This is a genomic window from Caulobacter sp. DWR3-1-2, assembly GCF_049896225.1.
Lineage (GTDB): Bacteria > Pseudomonadota > Alphaproteobacteria > Caulobacterales > Caulobacteraceae > Caulobacter.
Genome location: NZ_JAFCTW010000004.1, coordinates 271,694 through 287,186 on the forward strand (window position 1 = coordinate 271,694; position 15,493 = coordinate 287,186).

Genomic DNA, 15,493 nt, shown 5'->3' on the forward strand with positions numbered 1-15,493 from the left:
AACTATGACCTTGCAAGACCGAGAAATCGCCAGGGGAGCGTCTCGCCGGCATGAAACGGGATGAAGTCTTCGGAGGCTTCCACAAGCTTGGCGGGCACATTCACCGGCCAACGTTCGAGAATGATTTTATCGCTGTTTGGAGCAAGGCCATAGAAGGCCGGTCCGTGCTCCGATGCAAACCCCTCAAGGCGATGCAGAACCCCTTCCTCCTCGAAAGTCATGGCGTAACTCTCGATCGCGAACGGGGCGTTGAAGATGCCGGCGCATCCGCACGCTGATTCCTTTTGCGTGATGGAGTGCGGCGCGGAGTCTGTGCCCAGGAAGAACTTCGGCGATCCTGATGTTGCCGCCCGCCGCAGCGCGAGGCGGTGCGACTCTCGCTTCGCCACAGGGAGGCAATAGTGATGGGGGCGGATGCCGCCCTCAAACATCGCGTTGCGGTTAATACGCAGGTGATGGGGTGTGATGGTCGCCGCAAGGTTTGGGCCACAGGCTTCCACGAACGTCACGGCGTCGGCCGTCGTGATGTGTTCGAAAACCACCTTGAGTGCGGGAAAATCCGTGATCAGCTTCGCTAGGATGCGGTCGATGAAGACAGCCTCACGGTCAAAAATGTCGACATGGCGATCTGTCACCTCGCCATGGATCAGCAACGGCATGCCGATCCGCTGCATGACATCAAGCACGCGGTGGATCTTTTGGATGTCCGTGACGCCGTGATCCGAATTGGTGGTGGCGTGCGCAGGGTAGAGCTTGCAGGCGGTGAATACGCCATCTGCAAAGCCGCGTTCGATTTCGCCAGCGTCGATGGTGTCGGTGAGGTAGCAGGTCATCAACGGCTCGAAGGCCAGGCCCGGCTCAACAGCGGCGAGGATGCGGTCTCGATAGCCCTTCGCGGCCGCGACAGTCGTGACCGGCGGATTGAGATTGGGCATGACAATGGCCCGCGCAAACTGCCTGGCCGTGTAGTTCACGACGGAGGCGAGTATCGCGCCGTCGCGAAGATGGACATGCCAGTCATCGGGGCGCCGAAGCGTCAGGCGCGCAGGGGGAGCCGGATTTTCTTCGTTCATTGGCTTGTCCGAGATCGTCATTCGCATGTCCTTGATAGGCGTGGCCGAGGATCAGAAGGCAACTGAGGCTCAGTGCCGCCGTATTTTGTCAGCAACTGCGCGAGGAGCTCATTGGGGAACCGGCGGTTCCGAATAATGGCGTAGAAGCTCTCGGTGAGTTGCGGGATCCGGCAATGCTCGACCAGCACCCCGGATGCCAACTCGTCGCGCACAACGATAGGCGGCACGAGCGTCACGCCTTCGCGCTCGCGGGCGAGCAGCCGCAGCATCGCCATGTCATCGACTTCGGCCAGGATGATGGGGCGAACGCCCGCCAGATCCAGCAGGCGATCGAAGCCGACCCTGATGTCGCTGTCCAGGCTCGGAAGAAGGATGGGCTCGCTGCGTAGATCCTCCGGAAAGCGGAATGCCGGCTTCCCCGATCTCGGCCGGCCGACCAGACTGACCGGCTGCTCATTGAGAAGGTGATTTCGAAACGGCGCCCGGGCGTCGCGTTGCGCGGCGCTGTTGGAGAGGACCACATCGATGGCATGGGCTTCGAGTTGGGCGAGTAGGTCGCGCGTTGTGCCGGAGCGCACGATCAGTTCCACGTCGGCGCGGCCGACCAGAGGACGCAGAAACTCCAGCTGGAAGTTGCGCGACAGGGTCGTGAGCGCGCCCACCCGCAGAACATGTCGATTGGCCAGAGGCCTACCCTCGAGGGTGCTCATCAGCTCGTCTCCCGCCTGGAAGACGGTGTTGGCATAGTCGAGCGCGATCTGGCCGGCCTCGGTCAGGACGAGCCGCTTGCCCACGCGGTCGAATAGTGTGTGGCCCATCTGGCGTTCGAGCTTCTGGATCTGAACCGAAAGCGCCGACTGCGACAGATTCAGCCGTTCGGCCGCCCGGGTCAGGCTGCCTTCATGCGCGACGGCCCAGAAATAGCGCAAATGGTTGAAGTTCAGGTTGGCCATATCGTTCTATAAAACAGAACGAAAACACCGGCACAATGAATTTTCCGGGCCGCACCGAACCGGCTAACTCCCGCTTGCGATCCGCACAACGCGCAAAGGGAAGTCCATTGCCAATCGATCTCTTGCCCTTGCTGGCGCCCGCAGCGCTGCTTCTGATCGCCGTCGTCGGCCTTATCAGCTGCGGGCGCCGGCCCCGCGTCCTGTCTCGGATCGCCGAAGCCTCGGCGCTCCTTGCTCTGGCCGTCGGCGTGATCTCGGCTGTCGTGCTGATCATACATGGGCCTGCGGATAGCCGCCTCATCGGGCTCTATGGTGTTGGTCTGTCCATCCGGCTTGATGCCGTCAGCGCCGTGATGTTCCTTCTGGTTTCGTTCATCGGCTGGGTCGTGGTGCGTTACGCTGCGACCTATCTGGACGGGGAGGCGCGGCAAGGCGCGTTCACCGGCTGGCTCTGTATGACGCTGGCTTCGGTGCTCCTGCTGGTGCTGTCGGGCAACCTCGTCCAGCTCGTCCTGGCCTGGGTCGCGACGAGCTTCTTTCTGCACCGGCTACTGCTGTTCTATCCGGACCGGATCGCGGCGCGGCGTGCGGCCGCCAAGAAATTTGTGACAGCGCGGCTGGGCGACGCGGCGCTGATCAGCGGCGCTGTGATGTTGGTGCTCGCCTATGGCACGACCGATATCGCGGCCATCTTGAGCGCAGCCCGCAGCGGAAGTGGCGGCGGTCTCGCGATCGGAGCCGCAGCCTTCTTGGCGGCGGCGGCACTATTGAAGTCCGCGCAGTTTCCGACGCATGGCTGGCTGACCGAGGTGATGGAAACCCCGACTCCCGTCTCGGCCCTCCTGCACGCGGGCGTCATTAACGCGGGCGGGTTTCTGCTGATCCGCTTCGCAGATGTGATGTTGCTGGCCCCCGCCGTCTTGGCGTTCCTTGTCCTGATCGGCGGCTTCACCGCGCTATTCGCGGGACTGGTGATGCTGACCCAGCCGGCCGTGAAAACCTCGCTGGCCTGGTCGACGGTCGCCCAGATGGGCTTCATGATTCTGGAGTGCGGGCTTGGACTCTTTCCGCTGGCCTTGCTGCACATCGTGGCCCATTCGCTTTACAAGGCCCATTCCTTCCTGGCCTCCGGCGGCGCGGTGGACTTGATCGCCGCCAATCGCAGGCCCGGTCCCGTGGCTATTCCTAAGGCCGGCGCGGTAGGCCGCGCATTTCTGCTGGCGCTGGCGATCTATGCTGTCGTCGGGTTCTGTTTCGGCTTCCAGCACAAGTCCCCTCAGGCTATCGCGCTTGGCGCCATTCTGATCTTCGGCGTCGCCTACATGCTGGCCCAAGGTTTGGCGGACGCCGCGCCCAGAGCGTTGACCCAGCGCACCATCGGCTACGCCATCGCCACCTCCGTCAGCTATTTCGCGCTTCAAGTCTTCGCCGTCTGGCTGACCTCCGGCGTGTTGCCTGCCGCGCCGCCGCCAGGTCCGCTGCAATGGGCGCTGATCGTGCTGGCGGTTGTCAGCTTTGGCTTGGTGGCGATCGTCCAGGCGATGTTCCCGCTCTGGGCCTATCACCCAGCCGCTGCGGGCCTGCGCGTGCATCTTTCCAACGGTTTCTACGCCAATGCGGTGTTCGACCGGCTGCTGCGCGGCTGGCGGCTACGCAATGCAATTTGATCAGCTCGGAGGACGAAAAATGACAAATGCAGAGACTTCGAGCTGTCGTGATGGCCTGGAGTTGGACGCCGCCGCCGATCGCGCCGCCCGGGCGATCCCACCGCTCTGGCCACTAGCGTCAAGCGTTGCGGTCAATCCGTTCCTCGGCCAGATCGGCGAAAGCCTCGCCACAGTTGGCGCCAGACTGGAACGGGTCGCCGGAGCCCCCGTCACCATGCCGAGAAGCTGGTATCAGGAGCGGATCGCCAGCGGAGCCATCACCGACGCCGATCTGTTGGATGCTCTGGCAAGCGGCCCATCAGCGCTGCTTGCTTCAGACCTCGCGGCTCTGAAATCCATTGCGAAGGTCCCGAAGCCGAAGATCAGCGCGGCGCCGACCGTCGCGGACCTCGCGGCTGAGGTATCCGGGATTGACTGGCCGGGGCTGATTTCCGAGCGCTTCGGCGCCTGGGCGGCAGGATATTTCGACGAAGGACAGGCGCTCTGGGCCGCCCCGCGTGGGAAAGGCGCCTATGCCGCCTGGCGCGCCGTCGCGACCCACGATCTGACGCCCGAAATTGTCGGGCTTGCAGGCTTTGCGACCCGCGTCTCGGAGGCTCCGGAACGTGGGCCAGACGCAGTTGCAGGCGTGGTTTGCCGTCTCGCGCTCCTGCCCGAGGCCACGGAAACCTACTTCCACCAGATGCTCGTGACGCTCGGCGGCTGGGCGCAATATGCCCGTTATCGGCTTTGGCAGGCAGAACTCGGCGGCGGCGCGGACGCCACGATCACCGACTTTCTGGCCATCCGCCTGATCTGGGAAGCAGCCTTGTTCGACCGTTACGAGGACCAGATTGGAGTTCGGTGGAAGGCGGTCGTCGCTTTGCATGCGTCACCTGTCACGCCCACCGCCGACCATGTCGTCGATGCCATCCTGCAGGAAGCGTCTGAACGCGCCGCGCAACGGGCTTTGGCTGAAACGCTCGCGGCGCCAGGGACAGTCGCGACAGATAGTCGACCTATGCTCCAGGCCGCGTTCTGCATCGATGTGCGGTCCGAAGTGTTCCGGCGGGCGCTGGAATTCGTCAATCCAAATATCCAGACGCTGGGGTTCGCTGGCTTCTTCGGGCTTACGGCCTCACATCGCCGCTTTGCGTCAGACGTGCAGGAACTTCGGCTGCCTGTCCTGCTGAACCCCGGCCTGACCACCTGCTCGGGGGGGCCGCAGGACGCTGCAGCAGATCAGTCTGCGCGGTTCAAGGCCCGCGCCAAGCGGGCCTGGGGTCGGTTCAAACTGGCCGCCGTCTCATCCTTCGCCTTCGTTGAGGCGACGGGACCGGTCTATGCCGGCAAGCTCGTGAGCGATGCATTGGGGCTCCACGCCACCACGACGCCGAACGATCCCGCCCCCCGTCTCGATCCCGCCCTCGATCTCGCCACGCGGACGACGGCCGCAGAGACGGTGCTGCGGGCCATGTCGCTCACGACCAACTTCGCAAGGCTCGTAGTGTTGGCCGGACATGGCGCAAACGTCGTCAACAACCCCCATGCCAGCGCACTTCATTGCGGCGCCTGCGGCGGCTATTCCGGAGAGGTCAATGCGCGGCTGCTGGCCGCCTTGCTAAACGAGCCGGAGGTTCGCGCTGGCCTCGTTCCGCAAGGCATCGAGATCCCGAGCGACACCCTTTTCCTCGGTGCATTGCATGACACGACGACGGACGCGGTCACGCTCTATTCCGAGGACCTCCCGTCCGAGGCGCATGGGCCTGACTTGACCCAGGCGAGGACATGGCTCGCTGCGGCAGGCAAGATCGCGCGCGGGGAGCGTGCCTTGCGCTTGCCCCGAGGGGCGGGGGAGGAGAGCCTTGCCAGGCGCAGCCGCGACTGGGCTGAGGTGCGGCCGGAATGGGCGCTGGCAGGATGCAAGGCGTTCATCGCCGCGCCGCGTCGGCGCACGACGGGGAAATCCCTGGAAGGGCGCACGTTCCTTCATGACTATGACTGGAAAGCCGACAAGGACTTCAGCGTTCTCGAGTTGATCCTGACCGCGCCCGTGGTCGTCGCGAGCTGGATCAGCCTGCAGTATTACGGATCGACCGTGGCGCCCCAGGTCTTCGGGGCTGGCAACAAGCTCCTGCACAACGTCACCGGCGGCATCGGCGTCGTTGAGGGCAACGGCGGCCTGATGCGCGTCGGCCTGCCCTGGCAATCGGTGCATGACGGCAAGCAATACGTCCACGAGCCCCTGCGTCTGTCCGTCTGCATCGAAGCCCCGCGCGAAGCGATGACCGAGATCCTGAAGCGACATGACGGTGTTCGCGCGCTCTTCGACAACCGCTGGCTGCACCTCTTTGCGCTCGACGAAAATGGCCAGATGGCCTGGCGCTACGCCGGCGATCTCCAATGGTGCGCGATGCCTGTTGGGGCTGATCGGGCAGCGCCTCTGAAGATGGCGGTTTGAGCCGTGAAACTTGTCCGCTCTCACCTGTCTTGGCTGGAATCGGAATCCATCCACATCCTGCGGGAGGCCGTCGCCGAAGCCCGCAACCCCGTCATGCTGTTCTCGGCGGGTAAGGATTCGACGGTGATGGCGCACTTGGCGCTGCGAGCCTTCTATCCATCGATAGCCACCGTTCCCATGGCTGCATGTCGACTCGACCAGGGCGTTCAGATCGCTGATCGACTTCCGTGACGATTTTGCGGCCAAGCACGGCTTCGAGCTCATCGCCTATTCAAATGAGGAAGGTCGCGCTGCGGGCATCAATCCCTTCGATCATGGGAACCGTTACAACTTGGCCATGCGGACGGAGCCCCTCAAGACCACGCTCGACGCCGGCGGCTACGACGTCATCTCTGGCGGCGCTCGGCGCGACGAGGAAAAGTCACGCGCCAAGGAGCGCATCGTCTCGGTTTGCGGCGCGGGCCACGCACGGGAGCCGCGCCAGCAGCGTCCCGAGCTCTGCTCTACAACACCCGCCTGGGCAAGGATCAGACCGCCCGGGTGTTTCCGCTCTCAAACTGGACCGAGACGGATATCTTGGCCTACGCGCTGCTCCACAGAATCGAGCTGGCGCCGCTCTATTTCGCGGCGCCCCGGCCGATCGTGCAGCGCGCGGGAGCGTTCATCGTGGTCGGTGACGAGCGCCGTATGCGATTCCAGCCCGGCGACCAGATCCAGACCCGGACGGTCCGCTTCCGAACCTTGGGCTGTTGGCCCGTCACTGGCGCGGTGGAGCGCGATGCGACCGAGCTCGCTGCTGTCGTGGATGAAACCCCCGCGGGCTTCCTCCTCCGAGCGTAAGGGGCGGATCAGCGACGCAGAGGATGGCGGTTCGCTCGAACAGAAGAAGCAAGAGGGCTATTTCTGAACATGGCGGCTGATGATCGTCCTTACAAAAACACCGTCGCGGTCCTCGCCACGATGCACGGGAAAGAGCGCGCAATCGGTCCTGTGCTCGAAACAGGGCCTGGGTCTCAAGGTCAAGCTTGTGCTCGGCCTGGATACCGACCACTTCGGCACGTTCAGCCGGGATATCGACCGGACAGGAACTCAGCTCGATGCGGCCAGGGCCAAGATCGCTACGGCGTTCGACTATGCGCCCTACGCTCGCGTTGGCCTTGCCAGTGAGGGCAGCTTCGGCCCGCACCCCTACATGCCCTTCCTTGCACTCGGTCGCGAACTTGTCCTGCTGGTTGACCGTGAGCGCGGCCTCGAACTGACCGGCCACTTTTCTGGGCCTGAAACCAACTACGGCCATGCCGTCGTCTCGGACATCGAAGGCGCGATCGCGTTCGCCGACCGGTTGAAATTTCCTGAGCATGGCTTGATCGTCATGGGCTGCGTTGATGAAAAGCCCGCGCCTAGCCTTTCGTTGATCAAAGACGTTATCGACCATGCAGGTCTTGAAAAAGCTGTCGGTCACGTCGTCGCCAAATGCGGCGCGGCTTTCGTCGAAGGCGATATGCGCGCCCACCGCAATCCGACCCGGATGCGGGCCATCGAGCGCGCGGCGAACGACCTCGTTCGCCGGTTTCGCAGTCAATGCCCGGCCTGCGCACATCCAGGCTTTGACGTTACCGATCGTGTTCCTGGTCTTCCTTGCGAAGGGTGCGGGGTGCCAACGCATGTGATCTGCTCGGAGGCCTTCACCTGCCAAGCTTGCGACTATCGGCAGGAGCGTAGGGCAACGAGCCCTATGACCGCAGAGGCGGGACGCTGCGGAATGAGCTCGACGCTCTCCCCGCAGGAGCCGCATGGTGGCTCATCGTGAGACAGTTGCTTACATCCTCCAGATGAGCTCACCTCAAGGTTTGCGCGCTAAAGTACGCCAAGAAGTACAAAGCAAGAACCTTGAATTACTACGCTGCTCGGCACAGCCGGTCGGCCGGATCGTTCAGCGGCCTAAACCCGCCAGCGCTCGCAGCGTCAGCCCATAGATAGTCACCCGTCAGACCGACATGAGCTCAACTCATCGGCGACAGATGCGCCAGAAGCTCATCGGGCGCGGCCACCTCCCGGTCGCGCAGATGCTCGACGGCGCGCTGCATCTATAATGTGTTCCACCGCGCGATGGCGGCTTGGTGGGGTGTTGGAAGGCGGGGTCAGTGGCGTCAACCCGCACCTGGGTCAGCAGGCTCTATCCGACCCTCGGACGGCTGCTCTCGCCGGCCGTCGCCGCCCTGGCCATGGCCTTGTCTTCAGTCAGCGTAATCGGCAACGCCCTGCGTTTCCGCACAGTGAAGCTCCAGGCGTAGCGGGGGTGGGGGGCTAATCGTCTCTCGGAGTTACCGCCGTTGTCCAAATTCTCGGAACACTACGGGTCTTCGCGAGGGCTGATCTCACCATGACCGATACGGGCGATGGTTATGGAGAGTCCTACCGCAGCGATCGCCGCCGGCCACAGAGCCTTCAGGCCAAGGTGAGCATAGGCTGATGAGCCCAAGACGGCGCCGCCGACCAGGCCGCTCCAGAGCAAGAAATAAGGCGCCCAGGCCGTCTTGCTGCCGCCCGTGAATGCGATCGCCAAGCGTTGCCCAAGCTTGACAAGCGTACCGGTCATATAGGTCAAGCCGATGCTGACCTCGCCATCGCGCTCGAACACCGCGTTCTCGGCGCCCATGGCCAGACCCATGGCGACGATGGCGGCGTGCTTGAACCCGACAGCGTTGAGGCTCGCGGCTCCAAAAAGCAGCGCGGCGACAAATGACATGACGGCCGCGCGGCGGTGATGTTTCGCAAAATGGGCAACGAGCGACCCCAGGATCACGCCTAGAACGAAGGTGACGATCAGCGACGCCGCCAGGGCCGCGTTGGCGAGATTGCCAGTCAGGGCCACCGCGAGCCGGGTCGAATTTCCGCTCATGAATGAGACGAAAAATCCGCCCAATTCCATGAAACCCAAGGCGTCGATGTAGCCGGCGAGGCTCGCGAGGCAAATGGCCATCGTCCGGACTCTAAAATCGTAACCGGTCACTGGATTGTCCAAAAGGCTTGGTCGCGGATCGTGACGCGCAAAGTCCGGCGACCGCAAGCCACCGTTTGGTTGGTTTCATCCGTGAAGGCTTCTGACCTTGATTGCGATCAATGCGTTGATACGGCGCGGGGCGCCTTCCTCCGTGGATTGGAGGCCACGCGATGAGAAGGAGAGACATCTTGGCCGGGAGCGGCGCCGTGGCTCTGGCGGGCGTCGGCGCAGCCTGGTTGGGCGCTCGACGGATGGGCTCGATGGACGCCTATGTGGCTGCTGTCGCGGCGACAAGGTCGGAGCTCTCGGCTCAACCCGCACTGCCGGACATTATCCGATACGCGACGCTCGCGGCGAGCGGCCACAACACCCAGCCTTGGCGGTTTCGGCTCAGTCAAGGGCGGGTCGATATTCTCCCGGACACGGCGCTGCGCACGCCCATCGTCGACCCGGACGATCATCATCTTTTCGTCAGCCTCGGGTGCGCCGCCGAGAATCTGGCGCTTGCCGCCGCCGCCCGTGGGCTTCCTGGCGAGGTGGGCTTCGATCCGGCCGGCGATGGCTGCGCGGCGTTTAGCTTTGGCAAGGGGACAAGCCAAGGCTCGGCGCTGTTTGACGCCATTCCCGCCCGACAATCCACGCGTGCCGACTACGATGGACGGCCGGTCAGCGCGGCTGATCTGAGAACCTTGGCGGCTGCGGCGGCCGTTCCCGGCGTTAACCTTGTCCTGATCACCGATCAACCCCGCAGGGACAAGGTCCGGGACCTGATCGTGGCGGGCAACAGCGCTCAACTGGCCGATCCCGCCTTCGTGCGGGAACTCAAGCACTGGATCCGCTTCAACCCTCGTCAGGCCATCGAGACTGGCGATGGCCTGTTCAGCGTCTCAAGCGGCAATCCCGCGCTGCCGGACGGGCTGGGACCGATCCTGTTCGACGCGACCTTCACGGCCAAGGCAGAGAACGAAAAATATGCTCGCCAGCTGAAATCGTCGGCGGGCCTCGCGGTTTTCATGGCCCAGCAGGAGGATCATGATCATTGGATCCGCACGGGGCGGGCCTGCCAACGCTTCGCCCTTCAAGCCACGGCGCTCGGGCTCCGGCACGCTTTCGTCAATCAACCGGTCGAGGTGGCGAGTCTACGACCGGAGCTGGCCGACCTAGTCGGAATGCCGAGGCGGCGTCCCGATCTGCTGATGCGCTTTGGACATGGCCCCACGCTTCCGTTCTCGGCGCGGCGGCCGGCCAGGATCGCCGCCGCCGCCGGCGTCGCCACGTGATGACCGCACAAGGGCGCGGCGCGGCGATCATCCATAGCCTCCACACCCTCATCTACGGCGTGAGGGCGGCCTCGACCCTGATCTTGCTCTATATCGGGACCACCGGCCGCCATGCCGTCTGGCTATGGGGCGCGGCGCCGCTGCCGGCGATCAAGGTCGCTGTCTTGGTAGGGAATGCCTCAAATGCCCTTTGACCGGGGTCGTTGATCTGGCCCTACGCCTCGGCGCCGATCCCGTCGCGAACGCAGCCCGCTTGCGACTTGGGCAATCGGGACAGATGCGGCAGGACGCCGCCAAAGCCTGGATGCCGTTCGAGGCCGCTGCGCGCGGTGCGGCCGTTCGTGGAAGATCCCGAGCGCACCGTCGCCGTCGGCGGCACCATCCGGATCGCCAACGGCTGCAAGATCGCCCACGGCCGCGTGGTCGAGGTGGGCGCGCCGCGCAACATCCTGGCCCTGCTCCAGACCGTCGAATATCTGCGGGCCTTCCTGATGGCGCGGATCGCCTGGAGCAGGATCGACGCCCTGACCATCATCTCGGGGGCCTTCCGGCTCTTTCGGCGCCAGGCCGTGCTGGATGTCGGCGGCTACAGCCACGGCACCGTCGGCGACGGACATGGAGCTGGTCGTCAAGCTGCACAAGCATTCCCGGCGGCTTGGCAAACCCTATCGGATCGCCTTCACGCCCGAACCCGTCTGCTGGACCGAGGGGCCGGAGAGCTGGTCGGTGCTGGCGTCGCGGGGCGATGGAAACCGTCTTTCGCCGCCGCGACATGATCCTCAATCCGCGCTACGGGCGCGTCGGCATCATCGGCTTTGGGCACATTCTCCTCGTCGACGTGTTTGGGCCGATCGTTGAGATCTTCGGCTATGTGCTGATCCCGTCCTTCTGGCTCCTGGGCCTGTTGTCGCTTGACTATCTCTGGGCCCTCCTGGCCGTCACCTTCGGCTTTGGCGTGGTGATCAGCGTCGGCGCCCTGGCGCTCGAAGAGGTCGAGCTTCGACGCTTTCCCAACGGCAAGAGCCTGCTGATCCTGATGAGGGCGGCGGTGCTGGAGAATTTCGGCTATCGGCAGATCAACAATGTCTGGCGGCTTCGCGGACTTTGGCAGTTCATGACCGGCGCTCAAGGTTGGGGCTCGATGACCCGGACGGGGTTCAGATCTTCCTAGGCGGGGCGAGGCTCAGACGACAGGCGGCGTTTCGGGCGCGATGCGCAATTGCCGCTCGACCAACAGCGTCAGCAGGTGCTCATCGACCGGCTTCGCTAAGGTCTCGTGCGCGCCCATCCCTGCCGCCAGATTCAGGAGGCTGGCCGAAGGTAGGCGCACCGAGCCACCGCTGATGGCGATGATCCTCACCAAGGGCCAACGGCGACGAATCTCACCGATCGTTTCCACGCCTTCGCGCACAGGCATCAACAGATCGATGACAACCACGTCGAAGTCGGAGCGTTCGAGCGCGCGCACCGCGTTCGCGCCCTCTTCGGCCTCGACGCATGTATGCCCTGCGCTGGTCAGAAAGCCGCATAGCAGCGATCTCACCAGCGGGTCATCATCAACGATGAGCACTCGCCCCACGATCCCTCCATGGACAATCGATTGTTTTGACAACTGGCGCCGCAAGCCACGCTAGCGGAGCTTGCATAGAACGCAACAAATGGGGGTGTGACGCTAGGTCGCAGGAGCGCGCGCTTGCAGGACGGCATAGCGGTTGAGCCTCAAAAAGATTGGTCAGGGCGCACCGGACCCGTCGGGGGCCGGGGGCCAACGGTTCGTTAGCGTTGACATCGTAGACGATGGGCATGCGGCTAATGGCTTAGCGCTTGCGTCCGAGCTTCGTTTGCCGTTGGGAGCTGCTGATGTCGTTTGTCCCGCCTTTTTCCCGTTCGCCGGTCACCAAGGGTTTGCGGTTGCCCGCCGTGGTGGGATTGATCGTCGTTCCGCTCCTGTTGCTGACGGTGGCGCTTGAAATCCGGCGGGAGTTCGATCGGGGACGCGAGCTGCGCGCCGCCGTGAACCACTCCTACGAGAAGCGGCTGCAGATGCTGACGGTCTTCTCGCTGATGCAGGACGCGGAAACCGGCTCGCGCGGCTATGTCATCACCGGACAGAAACGGTTCCTGGAGCCCTACAACCACGCGGCCGAAGCCCTTGGGCAGGAACGGCGGCGGCTGCGGGCGCTGCAGGAAGACGAGCTGGGAACTCAAGGCGCAGATCGAGCCGAGCTTGGAGAACTCGACGCGATCGAAGCCAAGATCGACGCCAAGTTGGCGCGCGTGCGGTTGACGATCGCCGCGCGCGACACGCGCGGCGCGGCCGCCGCCCAGGCGATGGTTAGCAACGGGATCGGCAAGCAGCTCATGGACGAGCTGCGCGTTCTCATGGCGCAGATGGCAAGCGCTGAGCGACAGGCGCTGACCGAACGCGTCATCGCCGACGAAGAGCGGACACACGCGACCGAGCGCGTGACCCTGACGCTCTTCCTGATCCTCGGCGCGTTGTTGTTTGGGGCATTCGTCCTCATCCTGTTGCAAGGGAGGGGGCGACAGCGCCTTCTGGAGAAGGTCGAGCTGAATGCCGCCCGGATGACGGCGATCTTCGACAGCGCCCAGGACGGTCTGCTGACTTTCAACCTCTCGGGCACGGTCGAGAGCCTTAATCGCGCCGGACAGGGGATGTTCGGCTATGGGCCGGTCGAGACGCTCGGCCGAGACGCCTCGATGTTGTTCGATATTCCGGAGGATGGCCGGCTGTTCCTCGACCGTCTGGGCGGCGGGCGCGATCTGCGCGAGGGCCTCACGCGCGAGCTGCAGGCACGGCGCAACGACGGCTCCACTTTCCCGGCCGAAGTCTCGCTCGGACGATTTGATCTCGCCAGCGGCGCTTATGTGGTGGCTGCGGTTCGCGACATGAGCGAGCGGCGGCGCATCGAGCAGATGAAGTCCGAATTCGTCTCCACCGTGAGCCACGAATTGCGCACGCCCCTGACCTCGATCGCCGGCTCGCTGGGGTTGCTGGCGGGGGGCGCTGGGGGCGAGCTGTCCGAGCGCACGGGACGGCTGGTGGGGATCGCCCACGCCAACTCCCAGCGGCTGGTGCGATTGATAAACGACATCCTCGACACCGAGAAGATCGAGTCTGGCCAGATGACCTTCGCCATGGAGGCGATGGATGTCGTCGAGCTGGCACGGCGGGCGCTGGACGCCATGCAGGGCCTGGCCGACGAGCTTGGCGTCAAGCTGGTCCTGACCGCGTCCGAGGCCCTCACCGTCCGGGGGGACGCCGACCGCCTAGCCCAGGTTCTGACCAACCTGCTGTCCAACGCCGCCAAGTTTTCCCCCAAGGACGCGACGGTCGAGGTGAGCATCTCCCGCCTGGAGGCCGGGCGGGCGCGCGTCAGCGTGCGCGACCATGGGCCGGGCGTGCCGGAAAGCTTCCGCCAGCGGATCTTCTCGAAGTTCGCCCAGGCCGATGGGTCCGATACCCGGCGGCTGGGCGGAACGGGCCTGGGCTTGGCCATCTGTCGCGAGATCGTCGAGCGGCACGGCGGGCGAATCTTCTTCGACTCGCCTCCGGGGGAGGGCGCGACCTTCCATGTGGATCTGCCGTTGTTCGACGCGGGTCTCTCCCCCGTACTGGAACGCCGACAGATTTTGATCTGCGAAGACGACCCCGACGCGGCGATGGTGCTTTCGGAAATGGCGGCCGAGCTGGGGCTCGACGCCACGGTGGTCGGTACGCTGGCGGCTGCCGAGGCGGCGCTGCGTGAGCCGATCGGCTACATCGCCCTGCTGCTGGATCTGCGCCTGCCGGACGGCCACGGCCTGGACCTGCTGAAGCGACTGAGGTCTCGACCGGGGACCAGCACTTTGCCGGTCCTGATCGTGTCGGGTGAGGCCGCCTCTCCCCAGAGCCTGGACGTGCTCGACTGGCTCCAGAAGCCCGTCGATATCGAGCGCCTGAAGACAGCCCTGGCCAATGCGCGTCGCGGCGAGCTGGCCCGCTTGCTGGTGTTGCACGTCGAGGACGATCCCGACGTTCGGCAGATCGTCGCCACCGCACTGCGCGATCGTTGCGACATCATCGCCGCCGACAGCGTGAGGAGCGCTCGGCGCATCCTGCGCAATACCTCTCCTCAGCTCGCCATTCTAGACGTGGCGCTGGGCGACGGCTCGGGGTTGGACCTGCTGCCGGATCTTCGTAAGCAGGGGCGGCCGCCCGTGCCGGTCATTGTGTTCACCGCCCAGAGCCTGGACGACGGGCAGCTGACCGACTCGGTCGACGCCGTGTTGACCAAGTCGCGGTCAACACTGAAAGAGCTGAGCGAGCGGGTTCAATTGCTGGCGAGCCGACCGCCTGGGGAGGGAGCACGATGACCGGCCTGAAACTGATGTATGTCGAAGACGAGCCCGATATTCGCGAGGTAGCCGCCTTCGCCTTTGAACTCGATCCGGAGATAGAATTGCGCGCCCATTCCTCGGGGGCGGCGGCGCTGGGCGCCTTGGCCAGTGACCCGTGGCGACCCCAGGCGATCCTGCTGGATGTGATGATGCCCGACATGGACGGTCCAACGACCCTGGATCTGATCCGTCACGTGGCAGGGCTTGAAAAGACCCCGGCCATCTTCATCACCGCGCGCGCCCTGCCGCAGGAGCGAGCCGCGTTCATAGCCCGCGGGGCAATCGGGGTGATCACCAAGCCGTTCGATCCGATGACCCTGGCCTCCGACGTCCGCTCGATCGTGGCCGGCGCATGAGCGATCCCCTCGCGCCCCTGCGAGCCAAGTTCATCGCGCGTTGCGCTGAGGATCTTCTCGTGGTCGAGGAGGGCCCCGCCGCGTCCGATCTACCGCGCACCATCCACCGCATCGCGGGAGCCGCCGGCATGTTTGGCTATGACGCCTTGGGCGCGCTAGCGGGCCGCATCGACGAGCGTGCCCAGGCGGGGAAGGGCTTCGTCGAGCGTGAGCTGGCTGAATTGGCGGCGGCGCTAGCGGCGGTGGCGCGAAGCTAGATCATCGCGGAAGTGGCTGAAATCCATCCGAAAAGCTTTGGCGACCTGCTGCGCAGAGGCGC

General features: G+C 64.5%; 17 protein-coding genes and 1 pseudogene. 14 read left to right on the forward strand and 4 right to left on the reverse strand.

The annotated features are described in order from the left end of the window. Nucleotides 1-2: 2 nt before the first annotated feature. The gene (gene pyrC / locus ACP696_RS07915; protein ID WP_426043641.1) at nucleotides 3-1,094 is read right to left on the reverse strand and encodes a dihydroorotase; all 1,092 of its coding nucleotides are present in this window, start codon (nucleotides 1,092-1,094) and stop codon (nucleotides 3-5) included. Further along, on the reverse strand, nucleotides 1,091-2,026 hold the full coding sequence (locus tag ACP696_RS07920) for a LysR family transcriptional regulator (protein ID WP_426010679.1): 936 nt from the start codon (nucleotides 2,024-2,026) through the stop codon (nucleotides 1,091-1,093). Before ACP696_RS07920 ends, pyrC begins: the two co-directional genes overlap by 4 nt. Before the next feature lie 107 nt (nucleotides 2,027-2,133). On the opposite strand from ACP696_RS07920, the gene ACP696_RS07925 reads away from it, so the two are divergent. The 7 genes and pseudogenes from ACP696_RS07925 to ACP696_RS07955 all read left to right on the forward strand — a co-directional run bounded on the left by ACP696_RS07925 (nucleotide 2,134) and on the right by ACP696_RS07955 (nucleotide 8,427). Continuing rightward, a complete protein-coding gene (locus ACP696_RS07925; RefSeq protein ID WP_426010677.1) occupies nucleotides 2,134-3,693 on the forward strand; it encodes an NADH-quinone oxidoreductase subunit L in 1,560 nt (519 codons plus the stop codon). A 61-nt stretch (nucleotides 3,694-3,754) separates the two neighbouring features. Beyond that, the gene (locus ACP696_RS07930; RefSeq protein ID WP_426043642.1) at nucleotides 3,755-6,133 is read left to right on the forward strand and encodes a YbcC family protein; all 2,379 of its coding nucleotides are present in this window, start codon (nucleotides 3,755-3,757) and stop codon (nucleotides 6,131-6,133) included. Between the two features lie 3 nt (nucleotides 6,134-6,136). After that, entirely contained in the window at nucleotides 6,137-6,364 is a 228-nt protein-coding gene (locus ACP696_RS07935; protein ID WP_426043643.1) for a hypothetical protein, read from the forward strand. Next, nucleotides 6,351-6,476 (forward strand): annotated as a pseudogene (locus ACP696_RS07940) (hypothetical protein); the annotation flags it as partial. The gene ACP696_RS07935 and the pseudogene ACP696_RS07940, both read left to right, overlap by 14 nt. A 107-nt stretch (nucleotides 6,477-6,583) precedes the next feature. Then, complete coding sequence (locus ACP696_RS07945) at nucleotides 6,584-6,973, forward strand: phosphoadenosine phosphosulfate reductase family protein (protein WP_426043644.1); 390 nt, start codon at nucleotides 6,584-6,586, stop codon at nucleotides 6,971-6,973. A 79-nt stretch (nucleotides 6,974-7,052) separates the two neighbouring features. After that, the gene (locus ACP696_RS07950) at nucleotides 7,053-7,943 is read left to right on the forward strand and encodes a DUF6671 family protein (RefSeq protein WP_426043645.1); all 891 of its coding nucleotides are present in this window, start codon (nucleotides 7,053-7,055) and stop codon (nucleotides 7,941-7,943) included. A 334-nt stretch (nucleotides 7,944-8,277) separates the two neighbouring features. Next, the gene (locus ACP696_RS07955) at nucleotides 8,278-8,427 is read left to right on the forward strand and encodes a hypothetical protein (RefSeq protein ID WP_426043666.1); all 150 of its coding nucleotides are present in this window, start codon (nucleotides 8,278-8,280) and stop codon (nucleotides 8,425-8,427) included. Nucleotides 8,428-8,486: 59 nt separating this feature from the next. Here the strand turns inward: ACP696_RS07955 and ACP696_RS07960 are convergent, their stop codons facing one another. Continuing rightward, a complete protein-coding gene (locus tag ACP696_RS07960; RefSeq protein ID WP_426010669.1) occupies nucleotides 8,487-9,116 on the reverse strand; it encodes a YoaK family protein in 630 nt (209 codons plus the stop codon). A 281-nt stretch (nucleotides 9,117-9,397) separates the two neighbouring features. On the opposite strand from ACP696_RS07960, the gene ACP696_RS07965 reads away from it, so the two are divergent. The 4 genes from ACP696_RS07965 to ACP696_RS07980 all read left to right on the forward strand — a co-directional run bounded on the left by ACP696_RS07965 (nucleotide 9,398) and on the right by ACP696_RS07980 (nucleotide 11,588). Then, a complete protein-coding gene (locus ACP696_RS07965; protein ID WP_426043646.1) occupies nucleotides 9,398-10,417 on the forward strand; it encodes an Acg family FMN-binding oxidoreductase in 1,020 nt (339 codons plus the stop codon). Beyond that, nucleotides 10,414-10,611, forward strand: coding sequence for a hypothetical protein (locus ACP696_RS07970; protein WP_426010667.1), 198 nt, complete (start codon nucleotides 10,414-10,416; stop codon nucleotides 10,609-10,611). The genes ACP696_RS07965 and ACP696_RS07970 overlap by 4 nt, the downstream gene beginning before the upstream one ends. A 147-nt stretch (nucleotides 10,612-10,758) precedes the next feature. Continuing rightward, complete coding sequence (locus tag ACP696_RS07975; protein ID WP_426010665.1) at nucleotides 10,759-11,193, forward strand: hypothetical protein; 435 nt, start codon at nucleotides 10,759-10,761, stop codon at nucleotides 11,191-11,193. Then, complete coding sequence (locus tag ACP696_RS07980; protein ID WP_426010664.1) at nucleotides 11,163-11,588, forward strand: hypothetical protein; 426 nt, start codon at nucleotides 11,163-11,165, stop codon at nucleotides 11,586-11,588. Before ACP696_RS07975 ends, ACP696_RS07980 begins: the two co-directional genes overlap by 31 nt. Before the next feature lie 12 nt (nucleotides 11,589-11,600). Here ACP696_RS07980 and ACP696_RS07985 read toward each other — a convergent pair whose 3' ends face one another. Next, complete coding sequence (locus ACP696_RS07985) at nucleotides 11,601-11,987, reverse strand: response regulator (protein WP_426010662.1); 387 nt, start codon at nucleotides 11,985-11,987, stop codon at nucleotides 11,601-11,603. A 290-nt stretch (nucleotides 11,988-12,277) separates the two neighbouring features. Between ACP696_RS07985 and ACP696_RS07990 the strand changes: the two genes are divergently transcribed. The 3 genes from ACP696_RS07990 to ACP696_RS08000 are packed head-to-tail and all read left to right on the forward strand — an operon-like array spanning nucleotide 12,278 to nucleotide 15,431. Continuing rightward, entirely contained in the window at nucleotides 12,278-14,794 is a 2,517-nt protein-coding gene (locus tag ACP696_RS07990) for an ATP-binding protein (RefSeq protein ID WP_426010661.1), read from the forward strand. Continuing rightward, a complete protein-coding gene (locus ACP696_RS07995; RefSeq protein WP_426010659.1) occupies nucleotides 14,791-15,174 on the forward strand; it encodes a response regulator in 384 nt (127 codons plus the stop codon). Before ACP696_RS07990 ends, ACP696_RS07995 begins: the two co-directional genes overlap by 4 nt. Next, nucleotides 15,171-15,431: an Hpt domain-containing protein gene (locus tag ACP696_RS08000; RefSeq protein WP_426010657.1), complete on the forward strand. Its 261-nt coding sequence runs from the start codon at nucleotides 15,171-15,173 to the stop codon at nucleotides 15,429-15,431. Before ACP696_RS07995 ends, ACP696_RS08000 begins: the two co-directional genes overlap by 4 nt. Nucleotides 15,432-15,493 lie beyond the last annotated feature (62 nt).

Bases quoted from the DNA above. Each gene is read 5' to 3' on its own strand.
- pyrC (WP_426043641.1), bottom strand. From the start codon at position 1,094: ATGACGATCTCGGACAAGCCAATGAACGAAGAAAATCCGGCTCCCCCT.
- ACP696_RS07920 (WP_426010679.1), bottom strand. From the start codon at position 2,026: ATGGCCAACCTGAACTTCAACCATTTGCGCTATTTCTGGGCCGTCGCG.
- ACP696_RS07950 (WP_426043645.1), top strand. From the start codon at position 7,053: ATGATCGTCCTTACAAAAACACCGTCGCGGTCCTCGCCACGATGCACG.
- ACP696_RS07960 (WP_426010669.1), bottom strand. From the start codon at position 9,116: ATGGCCATTTGCCTCGCGAGCCTCGCCGGCTACATCGACGCCTTGGGT.
- ACP696_RS07965 (WP_426043646.1), top strand. From the start codon at position 9,398: ATGGACGCCTATGTGGCTGCTGTCGCGGCGACAAGGTCGGAGCTCTCG.
- ACP696_RS07980 (WP_426010664.1), top strand. From the start codon at position 11,163: ATGGAAACCGTCTTTCGCCGCCGCGACATGATCCTCAATCCGCGCTAC.
- ACP696_RS07990 (WP_426010661.1), top strand. From the start codon at position 12,278: ATGTCGTTTGTCCCGCCTTTTTCCCGTTCGCCGGTCACCAAGGGTTTG.
- ACP696_RS07995 (WP_426010659.1), top strand. From the start codon at position 14,791: ATGACCGGCCTGAAACTGATGTATGTCGAAGACGAGCCCGATATTCGC.
- ACP696_RS08000 (WP_426010657.1), top strand. From the start codon at position 15,171: ATGAGCGATCCCCTCGCGCCCCTGCGAGCCAAGTTCATCGCGCGTTGC.